This window comes from Nicoliella sp. ESL1120 (genome assembly GCF_058508515.1).
This window is the reverse complement of sequence record NZ_CP196383.1, coordinates 684605-710710: the sequence shown is the minus strand read 5'-3', so window position 1 is coordinate 710710 and position 26106 is coordinate 684605. Positions and strand designations below refer to the sequence as shown.

The 26106-nt window shown below is 41.2% G+C and carries 16 protein-coding genes; 2 read left to right on the top strand and 14 right to left on the bottom strand.

The features are described from left to right. Nucleotides 1-70 precede the first annotated feature (70 nt). Together coaA and helD are read right to left on the bottom strand one after the other, a co-directional pair. Nucleotides 71-994, bottom strand: a complete 924-nt coding sequence (coaA, locus tag ACSYTE_RS02805) for a type I pantothenate kinase (protein WP_491717198.1) — start codon at nt 992-994, stop codon at nt 71-73. Nucleotides 995-1003: 9 nt separating this feature from the next. After that, complete coding sequence (gene helD / locus ACSYTE_RS02800; RefSeq protein WP_491717197.1) at nt 1004-3298, bottom strand: RNA polymerase recycling motor HelD; 2295 nt, start codon at nt 3296-3298, stop codon at nt 1004-1006. 152 nt (nt 3299-3450) lie between these two features. On the opposite strand from helD, the gene ACSYTE_RS02795 reads away from it, so the two are divergent. Further along, nucleotides 3451-4098 (top strand): histidine phosphatase family protein, encoded by a 648-nt coding sequence (locus tag ACSYTE_RS02795; protein WP_491717196.1) that lies wholly within the window; start codon nt 3451-3453, stop codon nt 4096-4098. A 187-nt stretch (nt 4099-4285) separates the two neighbouring features. Here the strand turns inward: ACSYTE_RS02795 and ACSYTE_RS02790 are convergent, their stop codons facing one another. The 8 genes from ACSYTE_RS02790 to ACSYTE_RS02755 form a co-directional block, all read right to left on the bottom strand. Further along, on the bottom strand, nt 4286-12985 hold the full coding sequence (locus ACSYTE_RS02790) for a DUF5776 domain-containing protein (RefSeq protein WP_491717195.1): 8700 nt from the start codon (nt 12983-12985) through the stop codon (nt 4286-4288). A 310-nt stretch (nt 12986-13295) separates the two neighbouring features. Beyond that, nucleotides 13296-14258, bottom strand: a complete 963-nt coding sequence (locus ACSYTE_RS02785) for an ABC transporter ATP-binding protein (RefSeq protein ID WP_491717194.1) — start codon at nt 14256-14258, stop codon at nt 13296-13298. A gap of 4 nt (nt 14259-14262) precedes the next feature. Next, the gene (locus ACSYTE_RS02780; protein WP_491717193.1) at nt 14263-15339 is read right to left on the bottom strand and encodes an ABC transporter ATP-binding protein; all 1077 of its coding nucleotides are present in this window, start codon (nt 15337-15339) and stop codon (nt 14263-14265) included. A 13-nt stretch (nt 15340-15352) separates the two neighbouring features. Next, nucleotides 15353-16384, bottom strand: a complete 1032-nt coding sequence (locus tag ACSYTE_RS02775; RefSeq protein ID WP_491717192.1) for an ABC transporter permease — start codon at nt 16382-16384, stop codon at nt 15353-15355. 3 nt (nt 16385-16387) lie between these two features. After that, a complete protein-coding gene (opp3b, locus tag ACSYTE_RS02770; protein WP_491717191.1) occupies nt 16388-17317 on the bottom strand; it encodes an oligopeptide ABC transporter permease in 930 nt (309 codons plus the stop codon). Nucleotides 17318-17418: 101 nt separating this feature from the next. Next, the gene (locus ACSYTE_RS02765; RefSeq protein ID WP_491717190.1) at nt 17419-19059 is read right to left on the bottom strand and encodes a peptide ABC transporter substrate-binding protein; all 1641 of its coding nucleotides are present in this window, start codon (nt 19057-19059) and stop codon (nt 17419-17421) included. Nucleotides 19060-19294: 235 nt separating this feature from the next. Next, nucleotides 19295-20935 carry a peptide ABC transporter substrate-binding protein gene (locus ACSYTE_RS02760; protein ID WP_491717189.1) on the bottom strand — a complete coding sequence of 547 codons (1641 nt, stop codon included), beginning with the start codon at nt 20933-20935 and terminating at the stop codon, nt 19295-19297. A 212-nt stretch (nt 20936-21147) separates the two neighbouring features. Beyond that, the gene (locus ACSYTE_RS02755) at nt 21148-22218 is read right to left on the bottom strand and encodes a M24 family metallopeptidase (RefSeq protein ID WP_491717188.1); all 1071 of its coding nucleotides are present in this window, start codon (nt 22216-22218) and stop codon (nt 21148-21150) included. 162 nt (nt 22219-22380) lie between these two features. On the opposite strand from ACSYTE_RS02755, the gene hflX reads away from it, so the two are divergent. Further along, nucleotides 22381-23652, top strand: a complete 1272-nt coding sequence (hflX, locus tag ACSYTE_RS02750) for a GTPase HflX (RefSeq protein ID WP_491717187.1) — start codon at nt 22381-22383, stop codon at nt 23650-23652. Nucleotides 23653-23693: 41 nt separating this feature from the next. Here the strand turns inward: hflX and ACSYTE_RS02745 are convergent, their stop codons facing one another. From ACSYTE_RS02745 to ACSYTE_RS02730, 4 genes are all read right to left on the bottom strand, one after another. Further along, nucleotides 23694-24515, bottom strand: coding sequence for a DUF6681 family protein (locus tag ACSYTE_RS02745; RefSeq protein WP_491717186.1), 822 nt, complete (start codon nt 24513-24515; stop codon nt 23694-23696). Nucleotides 24516-24527: 12 nt separating this feature from the next. Continuing rightward, entirely contained in the window at nt 24528-24986 is a 459-nt protein-coding gene (locus ACSYTE_RS02740; protein WP_491717185.1) for a hypothetical protein, read from the bottom strand. 85 nt (nt 24987-25071) lie between these two features. Next, a complete protein-coding gene (locus ACSYTE_RS02735) occupies nt 25072-25656 on the bottom strand; it encodes a guanylate kinase (RefSeq protein ID WP_491717184.1) in 585 nt (194 codons plus the stop codon). Between the two features lie 13 nt (nt 25657-25669). Beyond that, nucleotides 25670-26080 (bottom strand): bis(5'-nucleosyl)-tetraphosphatase, encoded by a 411-nt coding sequence (locus ACSYTE_RS02730; protein WP_491717183.1) that lies wholly within the window; start codon nt 26078-26080, stop codon nt 25670-25672. Between the last annotated feature and the right edge of the window lie 26 nt (nt 26081-26106).

The following is a 26106-nucleotide window of genomic DNA, read 5'->3' as shown; positions in this document are numbered from 1 at the left end:
CATAATTCAAACAAATTATTTTTATATCAATAATGATAATCGATAAACTAGGTCAAGGTCAAATTAAATTCTAGTATTTCCGCAACAATAGCTCATCAATAATGTGATGTTTTGCTTTATGAATAATCATATTGGCCCGACTTCTAGTGGGGAGAATATTATCCGTTAGGTTCGGCATATCAATGTCACGCCACACCCGTTTCGCCATTTTCATCGCTTCATCACGATCACCGGTCGCATAATCATAATAATAATTAGAGGGATTCATAAAGGCCGTATCCATTAGTTTTGCAAAGCGGTCTAAATACCAACTCTCGATCAACTTCGGATCAGCATCAATATAGATCGAAAAGTCAGTAAAATCACTAACGTAGATTTGTTGATTACTAGGCAGCTGTAAGGTGTTGATTCCTTCAATGATCAAGATATCAGGACGGTCGATAATATCATAACGGTTCGGAATAATATCATAAACATCATGCGAATAAACGGGTGCCTTCACGTCTTTTTGGCCATCCTTGACCTGATCTAAAAAATAGATCAGCCGCGCCATGTCATAACTTTCCGGAAAGCCCTTACGATCCATTAAATGCCGTCGTTGTAGCTCCGCGGTGGGATACAAGAATCCATCCGTCGTGATCAATTGAATCTTACGGTCATTCAAAAAATAAGATAGTAGCAGCTCTAATAAACGTGCAGTCGTTGACTTGCCCACAGCTACACTCCCTGAAATCCCAATAATGAACGGGATCTTACGGTGGGGTTGTTGTAAAAAGTCCGCCCGCGTTGCCTGCCACTGGTTAAAACTATCAGTTCTTAATTTCAACAGATGGACCAGTGGGATATAGACATCCCGAACGTCCTTCAATGAAATCTCATCATTGAACGCCTTGACCCGTTTGAGGCCCTTTTTAGTCACTGGCAACGATTGAGCGGAGTAAAATTCACTCCACCGTTCCTTGGTAAATGAATAGTAGTTAATCGGTTTACTCATGGGTTGCTCCTAACTTAACTGGTAGCGTTGGCTTGGGACTGCAGCAAATAGCGGTGATAATTCCCCATTTGAAATCACAGTGAGATCATGCATTGCCCGCGTACAAATTGTGTAAACGAGTTGACTATCATCCTTACCAGGATATTGCTTTTTAGAAGCATCCCACATTACAACAGAGTCAAATTCTAGCCCCTTTGCAAGATACGATGGAATTACTAATACCCCATTGGTAAGTCGTTGGTTTTCGGTGCGCAATAAATTATTTTTAATTCCCCGTTCATTTAATTGTGCACTAAGGGATTCACAATCAGCAAGGGTCTTGCCAATCACCGCAATCGTTTCTCCTGATTCAGCCTGGATAACAGATTCCAAGTCATCCAAAGCAGCAGTATTATTTTTAGCAACCTTAATTGTTGGTAATGCACCCTGCCGTGCAAATGATTCAATCTTTGTATCATTACCTAAAAGGTACTTGCTAAAGTCAGTAATCTGTTCCGTTGAACGATATGATTTATTTAATTCGATCACCCGTGTTGTTTCAGGATCGAACATAATTGCTAAGTCCTTCATCATGCTGCGGCTATTTTCATGGGTAAAAATAGCTTGGTTCAAGTCCCCTAGCAACGTGAACTTAGCCCGTGGGAAGTTATACTTTAAAAACGCAATCTGGAACGGCGTGTAGTCTTGGACTTCATCAATAAAGAAGTATCGAATATCACGATTAACGTGGCGCCCAGTCATCTTATCATATAGATACAAGTATGGTGATACGTCAGCCATTGAAATTTGGCCATTCTTAAGGCCCTTAATCGTTGAATTAATGCCAGCCTTCCATTCTGCCTCGTTAATATTATTCTGGCTTAAATCGATTAATTTAGGGATTTTTCTTAGCATATCAACCGTTTGTTGGTTAATACTCAAAAAACGATTATGAATGATTTGTTTATGGATCTTTTTAAACGCACCAATTACAATATGCTTTGCTAAGAACCGATACTCTGCATTATGGTCGGCAAAGTCATCTGGGTGGCCCATCCGCAGGGTCCTGATTTGTTCATCGCTTAGGTCTTGAATCGCATTTTCCACCCACTTGGTCTTAATTTCAGACTTAATGCGGTTGTTCAATCGCTTCACTAAGGCTTCGCGGGTCCCATCAATGCGGTTTCGTAGGTTATAATAATTGTTAAAACCATAATAAATGTCGCGGATCATCTCTTTGCTAAATAAAATTTCACCACGAAACTTAATGTTTCTAAAGCGCATTCCAGAATGATTCAATGCCTCAGCATACTTGGTGACCGCCTCAAAATAAGGCAGACTACTTTTAAAATCATTAATTTTGCGTTTATGGGTGGCCCCAGAATTATCTTCTAAAAAGCGTTGGGAAAGGTTTTCCACTGCTAAATGGGGTAACCGATGGCTGGCGTATTGGTAATAAGTCATCTGAACCATGTTTTGTTCCCCTAATTCAGGGAGGACCTGATTAATATAATCATTGAACAGTTGATTTGGTGAAAACAAAATTACTTGTGAGGAATTAAGTTTTCCCCGATAACGATAGAGTAAAAACGCAATTCGTTGTAAGACCGCAGCCGTTTTTCCAGAACCTGCAGCCCCCTGAACAAATAGTAAATTAGACTTAGTGTCACGAATGATTTGATTTTGTTCCCTTTGAATCGTAGTAACAATACTCTTCATCTTAGTGCTGGACTGGTTGCTCAAGTTATTTAACAAAAGCTGATCACCAATTGCTGCATCGGTATCAAAAATCGTTTTAATTTTACCATTTTCAATTTGGAATTGCCGTTTGAGCTTTACATCAACAGTTTGTTCACCATCAGGAGCTACATACTGAACTTCTCCCAACTTGTTTTCATAGTAAATACTGGAGATGGGTGCCCGCCAATCATAAATCAAGTAATGATCAGGAGCGTCTGATAACGATGCTAAGCCAATATAGATGGTTTCATCGTGATCTTCACCATTCTCACGAATATCAAGTCGCGCAAAGTATGGACGTTCTTGGAGCCGTTTTAATTTTTCGATTTGGAAAGTGGCATTGTTCCAACTATTTTGTCGTTCATCTAACAACTGTTGTTGTTGTCTAATCGAAATAGAGGTATCCATTAAGCCACTATAGGTCCCCGTATTGACGCGGACATCATTATAAAAATTATCCTGAATCGCCGTTTCATCGTTTTCTGCTTTTTTAGCACTAATCTCAAATTTGTGCTTTTGGGTTCTGATTTCATCTTCTACTATATCTAAGTGATGCTGTTCATATTCTTTAATCGAGTCAGCCATTTTTTTATCTCCTAACTTCAAAACTTGAATAAATATTTTAGCACAATTTCAGCTAATAACAAACTAAAACGCTGTAAAATCACAATTAATCACTTTCATCATTAAATATGATAAAATTAAGGTATTAATTAGCATTACTGAGGAGGATATTTATGACAACCGTAAACATATATTTTGTTCGTCATGGTCAAACTTATTTAAACTATTATAATCGCATTCAAGGAATTATTGATGCCCCATTAACTAAAAAGGGAATTGCAGATGCTGATAATGCTGGTGAACGGCTTAAAAATATTAATTTTAATGCCGCATATTCAAGTGACCTACCAAGAGCTGCTAATACAGGTCGTCATATTTTAGCTAAAAACCCAAGTGATGTAAAAGAACCATTATTGGACAAGGCTTTTCGTGAGGAAAACTTTGGTTACTTTGAAGGAAACGATAGCGGTCAAGCATGGCACGTTATTGGTGGTCCAGATGGTTTTAATGATTTTAGTGAAATGCTTAAAAAATTAGGAATGGGTGGGACCGCAACCCTCATTCGCAAGGCTGATCCATATAACCAAGCTGAAGACGATGATATGATTCGCGCACGCTTTCAACCTGGCTTAAAACGAATTTTAGAGCATGCTAATGATGGTGATAACGTCTTAGTTACGGCTCATGGTAGTATCATTCGTTGGATCACCGAACAATATAGTGACTTTGATATTTCAAAACCAATTCTGAATGGTAGTATTACCAAAATGGTCGTTAAGGATAATCACCCCTCAATTGAATACTATAATCATATTGATTAAGGCCTAACGTTTTATGAGACTTCAATGATCATATGAAATTAAAAAACTTCTTTAATAATATTAAAGAAGTTTTTTTATTTCACATTAAACAAAAAAGGTGAAAGGCAATCGGATTAATTCCGACAGCCCTTCACCTAAAACACATTCTGATAAAGTCTAGACCCTATCTGGTTTTTATTTAGAAGCATTATTTTTCATTATCAAATTCAATAAATCGTTTGTTAGTTGTTAGGTAATGACCCGCACTAGTTTTAAAACGAGTAATTGATTGATAAGGAACTACCTTAGAAATACTGTAATTAACTTTACTCTTTCTAAGATAATTTATCCGTGCATTTTTAGTAAACTTAAGGGTCTTATAAGTGTAGACACCCTTTGAGTTAATTACTCTGACCTTAATCGTTTTAGCATCATTAAGATCTGATTCTTGGTAATAAGCATTCATTACGAATTTTGGATTTGCAGTTACATATCCACCCTTAACAATGTAACGAACTAAGCCGTTTTTATTAACCGAAATTCCAAGGACCTTAAACTGTTGTTGTTTTTCACGAACCTTACGTGCAAGCTTTTTACCTCGATTGCCCGTGGTAAAGACATCCTTGCTGTGTTTATAGATCGTATTGGTAACTTGGATATGAAGTGGCTTATTCTTCAAACGATTATCGAATCCTTGTACATAACCTCTCCGATATGCTTCAGACTTACCACGAAGATTACTCCGTGAAACAGAGGTAGTAGCATATCCAGCCTTCAAACCAGCTTCGTATTCAGCATTGGAATCGGCTGCACTAGAACTATCTGCACTAGAACTAGCCACGGTAGAACTAGCTGAACTCCCCTGCGCCTTATTAGCAGCACTAATAGCTAAACTTGCATAACTGGCAGCCATTGAGGCAAAGAAACTCTCTTGCCCATTAGCTGAATTAACGATGTTAGCAAAGTAACTAGCAGCTGTGGAGTTCCCACTATTCATCTGGTTAACGGCTGCACTGGCGGCACTCTTAGCAGCACTTGCTGCAGCTTCAGCCTGACTAGCAGCACTTGCAGCTTGACTAGCATAACTAGCAGCTGCACTAGCTGCAGATGAATCCTGTGGGTTGTTCTGTGCAGAAGAAGCAGCAGATGATGCCATGCTAGCAGCAGATGATGCAGTGCTTGCATCTGATGAATCAGCACTAGCAGGAGCGCTGCTGGTGTTTGAACTAGATGTTGATGAACTAGCACTACCACTAGCGGCTGAACTACCAGTTGAACCAGATGGAACGTAACCACCATTATTAGTACCTGAGCTAACAATGAAGGCCTTGGCAGCATTAGCTGCTGATGAAGCAGTACTTTCTGCGTTACTTGCATTAAATGAATTAATTTCAGCAACGGAAGTAGCACTAGAAGCAACACTAGCAAGCGATTCTGCATTCTTAGCATATGAAGCGGCTAACGCCATGTATGAACTTCCAGCACTGCTGTTTCCAGCACTGTATGCAGAATTAGCAAGGGACTCTTCTGAACTAGCAGCCTGCGATTCATTCACAGCCGAACTATAAATACTATTAGCAACCGCAGCAGCACTTCTTGCAGCATTATTAGCATTATTTGCAGCCGCTGAAGCCGTGTTAGCAACATTAGCTAGGGACAATGCTGATGAAACTGGATTAGCACTCGCAACACTGTTAACAAAGCTGGCATCATTATTAGCAGCACTAGCGTATTGACTAGCAGCAACACTAGCTGCATTCGCAACTGAAGCGTAGTTGCTAATATTAACATTGGCAACACTAGCTCTACTATTTGGATCACTGGCAATGGCAGCACTAGCAGCTGAACTAGCTGCATTAGAAGCACTGGCTGCATTGGATGCCTCACTAGATGCAGCACTTGCGGCCTTGCTTGCATCGTTTGAAGCACTAGCAGCCTTGCTTGCATCGTTGGCTGCAGATGATGCAGCAGCACTAGCTGCAGAGCTATCGCCAGCGGCAGATGCTGAACTAGCTTCACTGGCATGTTTACTTGCATCACTAGCAGCGGAGCTAGCAGTTGATGCAGCACTAGATGCTTGAGAGGCATCGCTATTTGCAGCACTAGCGGCCGAACTAGCGGCACTTGCAGCACTCGAGGCCTTAGATGCATTTGAACTAGCATCTGGGTTATGACTAGCAGCACTCGCAGCCTTGGATGCATCGCTGGATGCACCACTTGCATCGTTTGAAGCACTTTTAGCAGCATTAGAAGCATTATTAGAGTTATTAGCAGCGGAGCTAGCATCAGCAGATGCTGAACTAGCCGTGCTACTTGCGCTCCCTGGATTCAATGCAGCACTGGATGCGATCGAACTAGCGGCACTCGAGGCAGTTGAAGCAGCACTCGAGGCGATCGAGGCATCACTAGATGCAGCGTTAGCAGCTGACTTAGCATTGTTTGAATCACTAGCGGCATTCGATGCAGCACTAGCAGCCCTAGACTCAGCTGAACTAGTTGCAGCACTATCGCCAGCAGCGGAAGCTGAACTAGCCTCACTGGCAGCATTACTTGCATCATTGGCAGCAGCACTAGCCGCACTCGCAGCACTCGAGGCAACACTAGCGTTACTATTTGCAGCACTGGCTGCAGAACTAGCAGTCGAAGCAGCGCTGGATGCAATACTTGCCGTTGAACTAGCTCCTGGCACATTATTTGCCATGCTAGATGCTTTAGATGCTGCTGATGAAGCATTATTAGCGTCATTATCGGCACTGGAAGCATCACTATTAGCCTTAGAAGCGTCGTTTGCTGCGGAACTAGCATCTGCAGAAGCGGAGCTAGCGGCACTCGAAGCACTACCAGGGTTATTTGCCCCGCTAGATGCAATTGAATTAGCCGCACTCGAGGCAATCGAAGCGTCATTAGATGCTTCTGATGCAGCACTCGCTGCAGCACTAGATGCTGAATTAGCGGTACTATTGGCGCTACTTGCCTTGCTTGCATCGCTTGCAGCCTTTGAGGCAGCACTGCTTGCAGCGGAGCTATCGCCAGCAGCAGATGCTGAACTAGCTTCACTAGCGGCACTGGATGCATCACTGGCAGCGGCACTAGCTTCACTAGCAGCACTGGATGCCTTACTTGCATTGCTACTTGCAGCACTAGCAGCTGAGTTAGCTGCACTTGCTGCGCTAGATGCAGTACTTGCACCAGATTGAGCTCCTGGAACGTTGCTTGCCATGCTTGCTGCCTTAGATGCAGCTGCTGAGGCTTCACTCGCTTCACTCGAAGCCTTTGAGGCATCATTTGAAGCTCCTGATGCAGCACTGGCAGCACTTGAAGCATTGCTATTAGCTGAATTAGCGGCATTTGATGCAGCTGAATTAGCTGATGCATTTGCTGAGGAGTTAGCATTTGCAATCGAAGTAGCTGCTGAGGCAGCAGAACTAGCTACGGAAGCAGCGGAACTGGCAACTTCTGAATCACTATTAGCCCGATTGGAAGCAGAGATGGCAGCTGAGGCAGCGGCACTAGCAGCACTTTCAGCACTGGCGGCATTGCTATCAGCACTGGCAGCAGAGTTGGCAGCGGATTCAGCAGCAGCGGAATCGTAAGGTTGCGCACTCTTTGCTGATTGGGCAACTGCGTTTGCGGAATTAGCGACGCTAGCGGCGCTACTTGCAACTGATGCAGCAGAGTGGGCTACAGAAGCAGCAGAACTTGCTAAAGCCCCAGCAGCTGCTGCATCAGAACTTGCTGATGAAGCAACAGCACTAGCACTTTGGGCGCTACTGTTCAAGCTGTTAATTGCGGAATTGTTTGGATAGTGACTAACGATCGAACTAGTGGTCGAAGCTGCAGAATTAGCAGCAGCACTTGCTGAATTAGTCTTGTCACTATTGGATTGAGCACCATTATTAGCAGATGTTGCAACCGAAGCATAACTTCCAGCATTATTAGCATGAGCACTCGCATCAGCAGCAGCACTCGATGCGCGATCTGGATTCAAAGTATTATTAGATGGAACTAAGCTGGCAGCCTTGGATTGAGCATCTGAAGCTGCGGAACTAGCGGTACTGTTGGCTGAACTAGCAACTGAGTTAGCAGATTGAGCAGCACTGGCAGCGCTGGAGGCATTTGCTGAATCAGATTTAGCAGCCGAAGCAGCCGAACTAGCGGTTGAAGCAGCCTTAGATGCATCACTGGCAGCACTCGAAGCAGCGCTATTTGCGGCAGATGCAGTTGAGCTATCACCGTTGGCAGCCGCACTGGAGGCAACGCTGGCAGCGCTAGAAGCAGTTGAACTATCTGCACTGGCCTGACTAGCTGCGCTCGATGCAGTCGAAGCATCATTAGATGCGGCAGCGCTGGCTGATGATGCAGATGCACTTTGCTTACTTGCTTCAGAAGCGGCACTGGATGCAACGCTAGCGGCACTGGATGCGGTTGAAGCATCGCTTGCGATCGATGAGTCTGGCTTACCAGCACTAGATGCAATTGAACTAGCGGTCGATGCAGCAGAGGCCGCTTGACTGGCAGCACTATTGTTTGAAGCTGCTTGTGATGAAGCACTATTAGCGGATGAAGAATCATTCGTAGCTCCTGAACTAGCACTTTGAGCAGTGGAGTTAGCAGAACTAGCAACACTATTAGCACTGGAAGCAGCTGAATTAGCTGCCGATGCAGAGTTGGCAGCACTGTTGGCACTATTAGCAGCACTTGCAACACTTGATAATGCTGTATCGATAACTGATTCAGCGCTGGCAGCAACGGAAGATGCTGACTCAGCATTTGAAGCAGCAATCGATGCAGCTGAAACGGCAGAATTAGCACTTGCTGAATCTGATTGAGCCTTAACAACAGCAGAACTAGCATCACTGGCAGCCTTAGTAGCAACAGCAGCAGCAGAGTTTCCAGAACTAGTGTTACCAGCCGCGTAGTATGATGAAGCAGCGCTAGATGCAGAGTTAGCAACGGCAACAGCGGATGAAACGACTGAATCTTGTTGACTAACTTCATTAGCTGCCGAATCAGCAACTGACTTAGCAGATTGAGCATCACTGTTAGCACTAGCGGCAACTGAATTAGCAGATTGAGCAATTGAATCAGCAGAACTGGCAACAGCGACTTGACTAGCGATCGATGAGTTAGCTGGGAATTGAGATGCATAGCTATTCAATACATCAGTCTTACTATCTGCAAGGCTGGTGGAAGAATTGGCCCCACTATTAGCGGAACTGGCAACCTTAGCGTAGCTATCAGCACTGGAAGCATTCGCGCTAACTACATTTGATGGCACAATTGCACTCGATGCTGATGAAGTAGCGGCGCTGGCACTGGATGCTGCACTATTCCCTGAGCTAGCGTTAGAAGCAGCTTCAGATGATGATACACTGTTCGAATTATTGGCAGCACTGGCAGCAGAACTAGCAACACTAGCTGCGTCACTAGCAACGCTATTAGCACTAGATGCAATTGAAGCAGCTGAATTACCAGCACTCTTTGCAGCGCTAGCATCAGCAGATGCTGAGTTTGCTACAGAGGCATCAGAACTAGCACGATTAGCAGCTGATGAAGCAGCACTGGCGGCAGAACTAGCAGCAGAACTATCATTTGCCTGAGCTGCGGATGATTCAGCAGAAGCAGCGGATGAAAAGTCATTTTTTGCGGAACTAGCATCAGCGTTGGCACTAGATGCAACAGCACTAGCACTGGCAGCAGCTGATGATGCACTGGATGCAACGTCAGAAGCCGAGCTAGCTACCTTAGCTGCTGATGATGCAACTGAAGCGGCACTGGAAGCAGCGCTAGCCTCAGAGGCAATTGATGAATTGTTTGGATACTTAGATGCGATTGAAGCGGCTGCAGAACTATCGTTAGCGGCACTATTAGCAGCAGCGCTTGCCGTAGAGCTATCAGAACTGGCTTGAGATGATGTAGCGCTTGCTGATTGACTGTCCCCATTAGCACCATTAGCAGCACTTGAAGCTGCACTCGAAGCGGATGAGACAACTGATCCTGCAGAACTAACCGCACTATTGGCACTAGAAATTCCTGATGAGAGGACACTGGATGCAGCAGAAGCAGCGCTTGATGCAACAGAATTAGCACTCGAGGCAACGACAGAATCATTTGAAGCTCTCGTGGAAGCTGAATTGGCGGCAGAAGCAGCGGAGGCAGCAGAATCATTAGCATTGGATGCAACGGAAGCGGCAGAACTAGCAACGGAAGCAGCTGATTGAGCAGAACTAATTGCAGCAGAAGCAGCTGATGAATCCCCACTAGCAGCAGCAGCACTAGCAGCAGCAGATGCTGAATGAGCAACGATATCAGCAGAACTGGCCACAGCAGCTGCCGAACTAGCCGCACTTTTGGCTGAACTAGCAACACTGTTGGCATTTGAAGCATCATTATTAGCACTGGCTGCATCAGAAGCAGCGGAATTAGCAACGGAAGCAGCCGAACTAGCAGCTGAGTTCGCACTCTTCACAGCTGAATTATCTGGATTTTTAGATGCCATTGAACTAACTGCACTAGCATCTTGATTAGCTGAAGAAGCGGCTGAACTAGCAGCAGAACGATTAGATGCAACTGAAGATGCATCTGAACTAACGGAGCTAGCCCGTGAAGCGGCATTCGATGCGTCGGATGCGCCGTTTTCCGATCCAGTAGCTGCACTCGAAGCAGCTGCTGAAGCACTATCAGCCGATGAAACTGCTGAATTGGCATCAGAGCTAGTCTTAGAAGCAACGGATGCGGCAGAAGAAGCAAGTGAAGCTAATGAGTTATTTGCTGCTGATGCAGCATTGGCTTTGCTGCTTGCGTCGTTAGCGGCAGAGCTAGCAGTACTGGCAGCAATTGATGCTTCTGAATTCATGCTGCTAGCAGATGAATTATTACCAGCAGAAGCTGCACTAGCTGCTTGAGATGCCAAGGAACTAGCAGCACTAGCGGCACTTGATGCAGCGCTAGCATCGGAATTAGCAGCACTAGCAATTGAAGCGATGGATGCAGCTGAGCTATTAATCGATGCATTATTTGGGAATTTAGAAGCAATCGATGCAGCGGCACTATTAGCAGAGTTAGCTTCATTAGAAGCATTCGATGCAATAGCATTAGCTGAAGATGCAGAAGAACCTGTATTTGAGGCCTTGCTAGTATTAATCGAACTAATAACTGAGTTTAAACTATTTTGATAGCTGTCAGCGCTACTGTAAATATTAACGACGCTACTAGCAACGATTGGATAACTAGTATTACTAGCGTTAAACAGATTATTATTTAAAATCGTTGAATAAGAACTGGCAGATGAAGAAATACCGTTAATGCTGCTAACGATTGCAGAATCCAGATTAGCAAATGTACTAGTAGCTTCAGCACTATTAGATGGGTTAGTGATATCACTAATTCCTGAATTAATTGCAGATGCCATTGCACTGGATAATGAACTTGCATATGATGCGATTGATCCATAAGATAGGTCGCTACTTGCTTTTGAAACGATTGCCATGTTACTAGAGTTAACACTATTGGTACTACTCATAACAGACATCGCACTAGAAAACAAACTAACGATCCCGCTATAATCGCTTTGGAAATTAGCAAATAAAGAATTTGATTTAATGCCGTCACTTGCATAAGTATCAGCCACACTACTATACCAAGAATTTAATGAACTATATTCTCCAGATAGCGATGAGTATGAATTTAATAAATTATTATTAGCAGTAGAAATGCTATTGTACTTATTAATATATGAAGATGCATTACTATCGATGCTAGCAATACTGCTTGCATTATTGCTAACAAAAGCAGCTAAACTACTAGCTGGATTACTGTTCCCCATTGAAGCTACGCTACTGGCATTTGAAATTGCCTTATCAACTAAATTAGCAAGACTGGTAGCGGCATTAGAAGCCTTGAAGATAATATTATTTTGATCAACTCGGTCTGATTCATATTCGTTAGCTAAATTGCTATAAGTACTAATTTGACTGTTAATGGCATTAATGGAATCAACACTAATTGAATTTGCACTAATGGCATTCGAAAGCGCACTTGAAAGGCCAACAAGTGCGACATTTACTGATGATTTTGCAGAACTATATTGTGAGAATAAACTACTATAAGTAGAAACGGCTGAAGCCGCACTCGAATATGCGAAAGATACTGATGTAGCAAGCGAATTAGCTAATGCGTTTGATTGAGTAGAACCATTATATGAAAATAAATTTTCGGCCGTTTGTGAACTAACTCTATTATTAACACTGCTAAGAACACTGAGGCTATTGGAAGCAGCGGTGCTATTTTCAGAGAATCTGGCAAATAATGATCCAACACCATCAGCACTAGCATTACTGAGCGAAGCTAAAAATGAATCTAATGCTGAAGCAGCGCTAACAGCTTGAGATTGAAGTGCTGAATCTGATCCATTATTATCAGTTACTCCATAAGAAGCATCCCTAAAGTCTAAGCCATCATCATTATCACTCGTTACTGAACCATTATCAGCACTTGAAGGAGCTGCTGAATTGTCACTACTTTGTCCAGCACTAGCTACTGAGGCACTACTAGTAGTACTGTTAACGGATGAACTACTATCGGCACTACTAGATCCGGAATTACTTTGCGATTCAGCACTTGTAGAACCGCTTGTAGTACTTTGTGAATTATTTGATGCAGAGCTAGACCCAGTACTTGCAATACTACTTGCACTATCACCATTTGAAGTCGTATTACTGTCGGCATTGCTACTTGATAATGAACTATAGTTATCGCCAGTCGTTTGGGCATGAACACTATCTTGGTAGACAAAACCCGTGCTCAAAATGCCAAGAACTGAAAAGGAAACCACGACCCAGTTCTTTTTGACTTTTTTCATTATTTTTTTATCATTTATTTTTTCATATTCGAATTTATTATATTTCATAAATCAATATCTCCTTTTTTATGTAGTTTAAAAAAGCGGGGGTTTTTATAGTGCACTTATTATGGCTGTGTTTTATAAATACTATTATACAACGATTAAAACCTTTTTTTAACCATTATAAACAATTTAATTCAGTGCATACAAATCGTGCAAAATAAAATTCAAATTATTAATTTATATTCATTTAATAATCGTATTTAAATTGTAATTAATCCACATATTTAAAATATAAAAAAACGCCATTAAAACTATTAAAAGTTCTAATGACGTATCAAAAAAGGTTCAACCCAATTCGGATTGAACCTTAATGCTAAACTTCTTTAAATAATGGTGTTTCTGATAAACGCTTTTTATATTCAGGAATTTCATCCTCGCTTGCACGAATAAAATGACCAGGTGCTACTTCAACCATTGAGCGTTCCTTACCGTCATTTTCTTCGGCAGCATCGTAATCAATGACCTTCCGATTCCGTTCATATTCAGGATCTGGAAATGGCACTGATGATAATAGACTCCGTGTATAGTTATGAAGTGGGTGCGCATAGAGTTCATCTGCATCCGCAATTTCTAACATTTTACCGTAGTGCATTACCCCAATTCGATCACTAATGTACTTAACCATTGATAAATCATGGGCAATGAATAGAAATGTCAAATCCCGTTCATTTTGGAGTTTCTTTAATAGGTTAACCACTTGGGCTTGAATCGAAACATCTAGTGCAGAAATTGGTTCATCGGCAATGATAAACTTAGGTTTCACTGCTAATGCCCGTGCAATCCCGATTCTTTGCCGTTGACCACCTGAAAATTCATGCGGATACCGAGTAGCATGTTCCTTACTTAATCCAACCGTTTCTAATAGTTCATCCACTTGTTGATTACGATCGTTTTCATCCTTAGCAAGGTGATTGATGTCAATCCCCTCAGCAATGATGTCTCGAACCTTCATCCGTGGGTTCAATGAAGCGTATGGATCTTGGAAAATCATTTGAATATCACGCCGAAACTTTTGCAGTTGTTGTTTACCCTTGAGCTTTGAAACATCTTCATCTTCAAAGGTAATTTTCCCGGCAGTTGGTTCGTATAATCGAATGATTGCTCGACCAGTCGTCGTCTTTCCAGAACCGGATTCACCAACTAGACCAAAGGTTTCCCCCTTGAAAATATGAAAGCTAATATCGTCAACAGCCTTAACAGCATCTTTTTTAGTAATGTTAAAATACTGTTTTAAATGTTCAACATTTAAAATAACCGGTGCATTCTTCTTTTCCATTTTACTATTCACCCCCGTTCTGAACTTCTTCAAGTGAAATTCCCTTTAATTTAGCGTACGTTTTTTGCCGCTCTACGATTTGTTCGGGTGGTGTTACCTTAGGTGCCCGTTTATCTAATAACCAAGTGGCAGCGTAATGAGTATTAGAAACCTTAAAGAACGGTGGTTGTTCTAATGTATCGATCTTCAAGACGTATGGATTCCGTGGTGCGAACGCATCCCCCTTTGGTGGATCTAACAAATCAGGTGGGGTCCCAGGAATCGAAGGTAATTCGTTGCCCTTCGTACTAATGGTTGGCATTGAATTCAATAATCCCCAAGTATAAGGATGTTTAGGATTGTAAAAAATTTCATCAACAGTTCCATATTCAACGATTTTACCAGCGTACATAACCGCCACACGGTCTGCCATTCCGGCAACGACCCCTAAATCATGGGTAATGAAGATAATCGAAGTATCGATCTTGTTTTTCAATTCATTCATTAAGTCCAAGATTTTAGCTTGAATGGTAACATCCAAAGCAGTAGTAGGTTCATCGGCAATGATAATTTCTGGATTATTAACTAACGCAATCGCAATTACGATTCTTTGGCGCATTCCACCAGAAAATTGGTGTGGAAAGTCATTAATCCGCGCTTCGGCATTGGTGATTCCCACCAGTTCAAGCATCTTTAATGCCTTTCCCATCGCTGTTTTTCTATCCAACCCTTGGTGAATCATCAAAGGTTCGGCAACTTGGCGCCCAATCTTCATTGTGGGATCAAGTGACGTCATCGGATCTTGGAAAATTTCGGCAATATCATTACCACGCAATCCACTTAACTCTTTTTCACTCAGTTTGAGCAAATCCTTATCTTTATACTTAATACTACCACCAGCAATTTTGGCGTTGTTGGCCATTAGCCCCATAATCGTTCGAGTCGTTACCGTTTTACCAGAACCAGATTCTCCAACGATTGCTAAGGTTTCACCCTTCTTCAAATCGAAGCTAACGTCACGGATCGCCTTGACCTGACCAGCGTAAGTATCAAAATTTACTTTTAAATCACGAACTTCAAGAATATCATTTTGGTTTTCCATCGTAAATTAGCACCTACTTTCTAGATTTTGGATCAAAGGCATCACGCATCCCGTCACCTAAGATATTAAAGGCTAGCATCAAAATAATTAGGACAACTGCAGGTCCCCACATTTGATATGGTAAGAACTGGAAGTTTTGTTGCCCGTTGTTGATCAACGTCCCCAACGAAGCCTTTGGTGCTGAAATCCCGATCCCAATGTAAGAAAGGAATGCTTCGAAGAAGATCGCATTTGGAATCGTGAACATCGTATTAATGATAATCACACTTGATAAGTTTGGAAGCAAGTGCTTCGTTGCGATCTTCCATTGACTTTCCCCAAGGGTCCGTGCAGCTAACACAAATTCTTGGTCTTTTAATTCCAAAGTCTGAGCCCGAATTAAACGTGCCATGTTAATCCAACTAGTGAACGCAATCGCAATGATAATTGCAGGCATTCCTGGCTTCAAGATCAAGATCAATAATACCATTACGATCAAGTTTGGAATTGAGAGCATGATTTCAATGATCCGTTGCATCACGTTATCAACGGCTCCACCCTTAAGACCTGAGAACATTCCATAAGCAATCCCGATTGTTAAATCAAAGAAAGTGGCCACAAGCGCAATCGTCAATGAAATTCGCGTCCCATAGAGGATCCGAGAAAGAAGGTCCCGACCAAGGTAGTCAGTCCCTAACCAGTAGTTCACACCGTTAGCAACGTGGGCTTGTGCATATGCATTCACCCGTTCGCCACTTTGAACTAGGGTCCCATTAAACCCAGGGATAAATTCTAAGAATGGAATCCGTGGTGGTAAATTAGCATGCCCAGGGTTGGTAGCATTCGGATTGGCTGGAGACCAAATCATAGAACCAAATGCTAATACGAAGAGAATTACTAAAATCCAAAGTGAAACCATTGCTGCCTTGTTTTGTTTTAACCGTCGCCATGAATCTTGCAAAAAGGTCAATGATGGCGCAGCAATTTTTTCACTATCTAAATGCGCACCGTCAGGAAGACGATCAAACGCATCAGCTGGTAATTGTTGAGTTTCTTTATCTGCCATCGACTAACCCTTCTTTCCTGTAATTCTAATTCTAGGATCAATAATTCCGTAAACGATATCAGTAAGTAATAACACTACACAGAGCATAAAACTGTACATGATCGTTAATCCCATGATGGTGGGGTAATCATTAGTCAAGATCGACTTAACAAATTGTTCCCCAATTCCTGGAATCGAAAAAATGTTTTCAACTACCATCGAACCAGTCATGATGTTTACTGACAACGGTCCAATGATGGTAATAATTGGAATCAAACTATTTCTAAGCGCATGGTGGTAAATGATTCCCGTTTGGCTGAATCCTTTAGCCTTCGCTAATTCAATGTAATCGGAGCTTAAAACATCAATCATTTCAGTCCGCATGAACCGTGCCGTTTCCGCAAATGGCAATGCTGCTAACGCTAAAGTCGGTAGCACCGTGTAAATTGGGCCACCCCATTCAGCGATTGGGAACCAACGCAATTGCAATCCAAACCAGTTTTGAAGTAATACGGCCAACACAAATGATGGAACCGAAACTCCTAAAATGGAGATGATTGTCGTAGTGGTATCAATCCACGTGTTCCGTTTGATCGCACCAATTGCCCCAACGACTAATCCGGCTAACACCCCAATAATCATTGCTTGAATCCCCAATTGAATTGAGGCACCAATTCGACTAAAAATTAAATATGAAACTGGTTGATCACTAAATTGGAATGATGTTCCAAAATTACCAGTGACCGCTCCACCAAGATAGTTCAAGTACTGTTGCCAAACGGGCTTATCCAACCCATATTGTTGGTAAATAGTATGAATTTCTGATGGGGATAATTTTTCTTGATTCGTTAACGGAGTTCCTGGCATCAACTTCATCATAAAGAACGTAATCGTTGTTACGATAAACAATGTTAAAACCAAGTAAAAAATCCGCTTACTCAGATACTTTACCATTCGCTTTCCCTCGCAATCTAATTCAATAATTCTGTTAAAAACAGCAAAAGTAATATCAATATAATCATGATATTACTTTTGGTTAATATTAATAGTAAATTCTATTTAAGATATGTGTCACGGAAATTGAAGTTAGCTCCAGTAGTGGAGTATTCAAGTCCCTTAACCTTGTCTTTCCGAACTTGTGGTTGAACTTGTTGGTAAATTGGTACAACCCCAGCGTTATCCATTAAGATCTTTTCAGCATTAACAAGGTCATCCCAACGCTTGTTAACGTTGTTAGCATCCTTTCCTTCTGCATCAGTAACATATTGGTCATACTTAGCATTCTTCCAGTGACCATTGTTGTAAGAACCATCAGATGTAAATAGTTGGAGGAAACTAATTGGATCAGGATAATCAGCACTCCAAGCACTGATTACTAAATCAAATTTACCACTTTGTGAGTAACTCAAACGGGTCTTAAATGGCAAGTTTTGGTTGGTAATCTTCAAACCAGGTAACTTAGTTAGGTTACTTTGGAAAGTTTCAGTAGCCTTAGTTCCGTTTGGAGTATCATCGGCAAGTAAATTCAAGCTAATGCTCTTCTTACCTAATTCCTTAAGTCCCTTAGCCCAGTACTTCTTAGCTTCTGTTAAGTTGTATGATACACCATTAGTATCTTGGTTATTACTATTAGCTGCAGTCGCAAAGTCCTTACCATCGTGTGTTGCTAATCCAGTTGGAACCAATCCTTGTGCAGGAACAGAGCCATCACCTAAGATATCATTAGTAAATGCCTTACGGTTAATTGCTAATGAGATTGCTTTTCTGATGTTTGCGTTTCTTAAATCAGGATTGTTCTTTTGGTTCATTTCAAGATAGAAAGTCGCCGCCGTCTTCAAATCATGTAGTTCAGGAGAGTTCTTGAAGTTATTAACTTGTTGTTTCCCTGATAGTGTTGCAACGTCAAACTTGCCAGCTTGGTATTGGTTCAAAGTTGTTCCAGCATCCTTAGATACAGAGAATTTAATTTTATCTAACTTGATCTTACTGTTATTGTAGTAATCCTTATTCCGAGTCAAAGTCCAGGAATCGTTAGTCCCAGTCCAGCCCGTCACCTTGTAAGGGCCGTTATAAACTTGGTCGGCACTCTTAGTTCCGTAAGCAGCACCATATTCTTTAACAGCCTTTTCAGATTGTGGGAATAATGGTGACATTGCGGCAATGTACTTGAAGTAACTTTGTGGTCTAGAAAGTGTAATTACAAGCTTGTAATTACCATCTGCCTTAACACCAAGTGATGAAACAGGCATTTGCTTTTTAGAAACCGCTTCATAGTTCTTAACATGGTCTAATAAATAGGAATATTGAGAAGCCGTTTTAGGATCAGCAGTTCTTTGAATTCCATAAACGAAATCCTTAGCAGTTACTTCTGAACCATCGCTCCACTTGGACTTACGTAGGTCAAATGTATAAGTCTTTCCATCCTTAGAAACCGTGTAGCTCTTGGCAACTCCTGGTTGAATTTTATTATCGCTTCCAACCATTAATAACCCTTCATTACTGTTACTCAGTGTTCGCATACTTACGGCATCGGTAGCCTTTGATGGATCCAAAGTAGGTAGCGTAGCAGATTCCTGCCAATTTAACGTCTTAGTACTGCCGGATTCGCTGCTACTACTACCGCTTCCACAGGCTGCTAAACCCAGTGCGGTAACTAGTGTCACGCTCCCAACCTTTGCTAGTGTCTTTAACTTCATTTTAAAAATCCCCCTTGCACCAATCATTGATTGAATGGCGTAATTTCAAAACTTTAAGTATTTATAATCATAAATTAATTTTAGGTTAAAATCAATACCTTTTCACATTTTATTTTAATGTAAGTTTCAGAAAGAACGCTCATCAGATAGGATAATAATCGGTATAACAACGATTGTCTAAAAGAAACAAAAAACGATCCTAAAATTAAATCATTTTAGGATCGTTCGGATTTTACTATTTAAGATAAGTTTCTCTGAAATTAAATCCAGCTCCGGTTGGTGAGTATTGAATTCCCTTAACAAAACTCTTTTGTACCTGTGGTCTTACTGATTGATAAAGTGGAATAATCCCGTCGTTATCCATCAATGTCTTTTCAGCATTCACCATGTCATCCCAACGTTTGTTAGTATCATTTGCATCTTTTCCTTCTGCTGCATCCATCAATGAATCGTACTTAGAATTGCTCCACTTTCCATTGTTGTATGCGTTACCAGAAGTAAAGAGTTGTAAGAACGTTACTGGATCAGGATAATCAGCAATCCAAGCACTAACAACTAAGTCAAACTTACCGCTAACTGAGTAGTTCAAACGGGTCTTGTAAGGTAAGTTTTGGTTAGTAATTTTCAGTCCTGGCAACTTAGTAAGGTTACTTTGCAAAGCTTCGGTCGTCTTAGTCCCGTTAGGAGTATCATCAGCAAGTAAAGTCAAGCTCAAACTCTTCTTACCAATTTCCTTTAGTCCCTTTGCCCAGTACTTCTTAGCTTCTGCTAGGTTGTATGAAACGTCATTAGTGGTTTGGTTAGAATCTTCAGCGGCATCAGCAAAGTCAGTTCCGTTATGGGTAGCCAATTTAGTTGGTACTAACCCTTTGGCAGGAATGGAACCGTCACCTAAGACATCATCAGTCAATGACTTTCTATCAATGGCTAATGAAAGAGCCTTTCTGATGTTGGCATTCTTGAATTCTGGATCCTTCTTTTCGTTCATTTCAACATAGTAAGTAGCTGCTTGTGGTAACTTCTTTAATTCAGATGAATTCTTGAAGTTATTAACCTGTTGTTTTCCAGAAAGGGTCGCGATATCAAACTTACCAGCTTGATATTGATTTAGCGTAGTCCCTGCATCCTTTGAAACCACAAATTTAATATTATCAAGCTTGGTCTTACTATTATTATAGTAGTATTTATTACGAGTGAGCTTCCAGCTATCGTTGGTCCCAGTCCAACCAGTTACTTTATAAGGACCATTGTAAACTTGATCAGCACTCTTAGTTCCATAAGCTGAGCCATCCTTTTCCACTACCTTTTGTGATTGTGGGAAGAGTGGTGTCATTGTTGCGATGTATTTAAAGTAACTCTGTGGCTTGGATAGCGTAACGACCAGCTTGTAATCGCCTTCTGCCTTTACACCTAAGTCTGAAACTGGCATTTGTTTCTTAGAAATAGCATCATAATTTTTAACATGATCTAACAAATAAGAATATTGAGATGCCGTCTTAGGGTTAGCAGTTCTTTGGATTCCGTAAACGAAATCCTTTGCTGTGACTTCGGAACCATCACTCCACTTTGATTTACGTAAGTTAAACGTATATGTTTTTCCATCTTTTGATACGGAATATGATTTAGCAACCCCTGGTTCGACCTTATTGTCGCTCCCAATCATTAATAACCCTTCGTTACTATTATCAATCGTCCGTGCACTGACACTATCAGTGGCTAATGATGGATCTAGGGTAGGTAAATTAGCTGATTCTTGAAACGTTAACGTCTTTGTATTTCCTGAACCGCTATTGGAACTGCCACTACTACAGGCAGCTAGTCCAAAGGCAGCAATCAAAGCCACACTTCCGACCTTTGTAAACATTTTTACTTTCATATGTAAATTCCCCCTTGTGAATTAAAAGCACCTTCAATAATAAATTAAAAACAAATTAAAATCAACACATTTACACATTTTATTTTAATTTATTTTAAAATAATCCACTTTTAAATCCATTGATGGGCAATTAAAACGCTGATTAAACAGTGATTTAAGGTAAATAAAAAACGACCTAAAATTAAAATCAAATTAGGTCGTTCCCATTAATATTAATCAATCACTATTAAATCTCGATTACTATGGGTCAATAATTCGAAACTATCGCCCTTGATCAACACATCGTCTTCAATTCGAATTCCACCCTTACCTGGTAAATAGATACCTGGTTCAGCGGTCATCACATATCCATCAAAAATTTGGTTCTTACGATTAGGCCCCATCAGTGGTCCTTCATGGATGTCTAACCCAATACCATGACCACTACCATGACCAAAGAAATCGCCATACCCTTGTTCTGCAATGTAATCACGGGCCGCTGCATCTACAATTCGAGTATCGACACCACTATGCATCGCTTGGATCATTCGTGATTGCGCCTCTTGAACCACTGCATATGCTTTCCGCAGTTCATCACCGGGATCGCCAACCGCAAACGTCCTAGTCATGTCAAATGTATAGTCATGATAGTAAAAGCCAAAATCAACGGTCACCAATTCGCCCTCTTGAATCTTCTTTTCAGATGCCACTCCATGCGGCAATGCAGAGCGATAACCACTTACCACAATCGTATCAAAGCTAGGTTTACTAGCACCATGCCCAGTTAACCAGTCATACAAGAAGCGCTCCACATCACGTTCAGTCAATCCAGCGTGAACGTAGTGCAACATTGCTGAATAGGCTTCATCTGCCAATTGACAACTCTTTTTAATCGCATTAATTTCACTCGGATCCTTAACGTAGCGTAATTTTTCTACTAATTGGTCAACTGCGGTCAATCTGGTTCCAAATTCTGATTGTAAGATTTGGTATGTAGCAAAACTAAGTGAGTTTTCAAAACCGATTTTCCCAGCGGTATCTGCCAACTCACTATATGCAGTCTCATAGTAATCACGCGTAATTTCTAGTTCAATGGGCGAATCAGCTAATCGTTCTGACATCTCAGTTTCATAACGACTATCGGTGATCAACACCACACGGTCATCATTAATCACTAAACACCCATCACCTGGTAAGCTATGAAATCCAGCGAGGTAAATTAAATTAAAAACATCCGTTATAATTAAACCATTTACCCCTGCCTTATGCATTGCTGCGCGGGTCTCCTCAATCCGATTATCCATTTTACAATTCCCCATTTCCAATTTAGTTTATCATTAATGTTAAATTAATTATTGATGAAAATCAACGATATACTCACAGATAAAATTAATCAACAACAAATAGTTGGGAAATTATATAATCTAGACTAAAATAGAAGTATTATTAATTTCAGGAGGCATTTAATGAACGAAGAACAAGCATTAACACCAGTTATTACGATCGGCCTAAACATCAAAGATAAACATTTTGATTACTCCATGGATGAACTGAACAACCTAGCAACTGCTAATAACATGCAAGTAATTGAAACACTAGTTCAAAAATCTGACCATAAGGACGCTGCTACCTACTTTGGTAAAGGGAAGGTCGCTGAACTAGCCACCATTTTAGCTGACGACGGCGTCAATACCGTTGTGGTAAACGATGAGCTCAGCCCCAGTCAGATCCGTAACCTAGAAAAACAAACCACGGCTAAAATCATTGATCGCACCGGTTTGATTTTGGAAATTTTCGCCAACCGTGCCCGCACCCACGAAGCTAAGCTGCAAGTCCAATTGGCCAAATTACAATACCAACTACCCAGACTCCACACCAGTGCTAGTCAACGATTAGATCAACAAACAGGTGCAGGTGGGGGCGGCTTTACTAGTCGGGGAGCTGGTGAATCACAATATGAATTGAATCGGCGGACCATTCAAGATAAAATTTCCCACATTAAACATGAATTAAAGCAGATTCAAAAATCAGACCAGACCCAGCGAAAACAACGGGAAACGAATCAAGTTCCCACCATCGCGCTAGTTGGGTATACCAATGCCGGTAAATCAACGATTATGAACAAACTCCTCACCCGCTTTGGAGACGAAAATAAGCAGGTCATGGTCAAAAATATGCTATTCGCCACCCTAGATACCAACGTTCGGCGGTTAGTTTTCCCAGATCATAAAAAACTCTTGATCAGTGATACCGTTGGATTCGTTAGTAAGCTGCCCCACCAGTTAGTCAGCGCATTCCGCTCAACCTTGGCAGAAGCTGCTGGTGCGGATCTATTAGTTCAAGTGGTTGATTTTTCAGATGACGATCGCCAATTAATGATGAACACGACCGAACAGACCCTCGAAGAAATTGGGGTCCCTAACATCCCAATGATCACCATCATGAACAAGGCGGATTTAACTGATAGCCGATACCCATTCAGAGAGGGAAATAACTTAATTATGTCCGCTAATGACGAGCAATCGATCGACGCTTTAGTAGCGCTAATTAAGGAAAATGTTTTTAAAAACTACGTTACTAAGGAATTACTGATCCCATTCAGCGATGGCCAAATCGTTTCAGAGTTAAACGACCACGCTACCGTATTAGATACCAAATACGTTGACGATGGCACTAAGCTAACCGTTGAAATGTCGGCCGAAGAAATTAATCGATTTGATCAATACGTTCAAAAATAAAATAAAGCGTCGCTTAGATTCCCTCTAAGCGACGCTTTATTTTATTGATTGAATGCGATCCGCATCTGAATTTGATACCCCTGTTTTTGATCAATCGTTCCCGAACGGCCACTGGTCTTATAATTACCACCAACTAAAATGGCTGATGCGGCAAATAGTTGAATCCGATCTGGATTTAAATTACGAGCAGATTGTAGCCCTACCCGCACAACGGTTCCAACCTGCAGTAAATGGGCTTGGTTTATTCCAGCATAGGCAACGTATTTTTGCCCCACCCGCTTCAAACTAAAGTGGGGAACTAACGCCCCTGCACAAATCGCATAAGCTGGTTTACGACTCCGACTTAAATAATTACTTAATTCTTGTTCCGTTAGTCCTGCATAATTATCGGTCATTAGTGAGTTCGTAAGCATGTCATGGGCAATCATGTTAATATTTTTTAAATCACTAGCGTTACTGACCACCCTTGCTGGTAAGACATGCTTAGGGTCATAAAAGCCATCCATTGGAATATTAAGGGGATTTTGAATGTCATCGATCACTGGCTTCGTTGAAACACCAGCTTGGGGTTGACGGGGCTTGATCCTAAATAGCTTTTCAATTTTAGGCGAAATATCAAATGGGGCTTTATATTTAGTAAAGAAGTACACAACATTTAAAAATAAGAAGTACAACATCAATAGTCCCACGATCAAGAATAAAATCCCCTGTAAGACCACTCCGTTAATCAAGAACCGAATCCCTGCATATATCATGTAGGCAGTGGCCACCCCACCAACAACTGTATAAATTTGATTTTTTAATTTGGGACTAAAATTAATGTACCCCAGATATTGATTCACTGCATCTAAAAAAGTAAACATCAATTTTACCCCCTAATTATTTTGTGTTTGATCACTACTACTAGATGATTGGGTGTTATCAGTAGTGTCATTGTTGGTGTCTGTTTTTTGATTATCATTACTAGAACTAGAGCTAGAAGAACTACTGCTATCACTTTCTTCCTTGCTGCTGGAACTAGAATCCGTACGATTCGTACTGGATTGATCACTGCTACTAGTGGTGTCCTTATTGCTATCAGAACTAGAACTAGCGGAGCTATCAGTACTATCATTACTACTAGAGTCACTACTTGAGTCCTTGTTCTTATCCTTAGGGGCATCCTTATTACTACTGTCACTACTTTGATGAAACCCACTAATTGAAGAACTTTGGACGGGTGCGCCTTCGTTAGTATGGGTTACCTTATTGTTTACGATATTAACCGCACTCATTGCCAATGCAATTGATAGGATTGCGAATGGCGTAATGATTGGCGGAGTTCGTTTATCCATTTTAAATCATCCCGATTTCATTTCAAGTTAATAAGAATCATCCTACCAGATATTTATAAAGGATTTGTTAAGTAAGCATTAAAGATTAATAACTTTTCAATTTATTCAGTAGGCGCATCATAAATGCATCTACGCTATGTTTAGCAGCTGACAATTCGTTATTTTGAATCACCACTGCATGATCCTTTAATTCAGGAGGAAGCTGTTGATCACGTTGATTCTCAGCGCTTTGCAGCCGAATGGCAATTTTAGCTGGGTCATCGCCCCGTCCTTCCATGCGTTTACGAAGTGCTTCCGAACTATTTTGCCCGTTATTCACAGTTAAATACATTATTACTACCTGGTCACCGAGCTTATTTTGATATTCGATCGCTCCCTTAGTATCTAAAACAATGCACGCGAGCGGAGCCGATTTCCAAGCTTCTGATATGCCTTCCATTGAAGAACCATACTGAGCACCAGAATAATGAACTGATTCTAAAAAATGTTTTTGAGCAAAACTGGCGTCGTTTTCAAAGTAATAATCAACACCATTCTGCTCACCCTTGCGTGGGGTCCTAGTGGTATGGGTCACCACCTTAGGTAACTTATATTTGGCACAGATGTACTTACAAATCGTCGTCTTTCCGCTCCCGGCTGCTCCTGTAATTACTAGCACCATCTTTTTCATATCGCTCCACCCACTATTTAGTCAGATATTTATTTGCTACGTCTAGTAACATTTTTAAGTTGTCATAAGTTAATTGTTGACGTGCCTGTTCATAATCGAACCAACCATAATTACTAATTTCTGCTTCTTGCCTAGTGATATTTGAATTAGCAGCCACTTCAGAAATAAAAAATTTAACGACTTTATGGTTGCCGTTATTCATATCATATTCTAGGTCATGATTGAATTGAGTATCCAATTTAATATCCAAATCAGTTTCTTCTTTGGCCTCCCGAATTGCAGCGGCCTCATAACTTTCAGCGCCTTCTAGATGCCCCTTGGGGAACCCCCAAAAATTACTAGTGGCACTCTTCAACAATAAATATTCAGGATGGTTTTCAACCATCCGATACACGATGGCACCACCATCTAATTCTGTTTTCATAAATTATCCACCCTTTCTATTGTTAT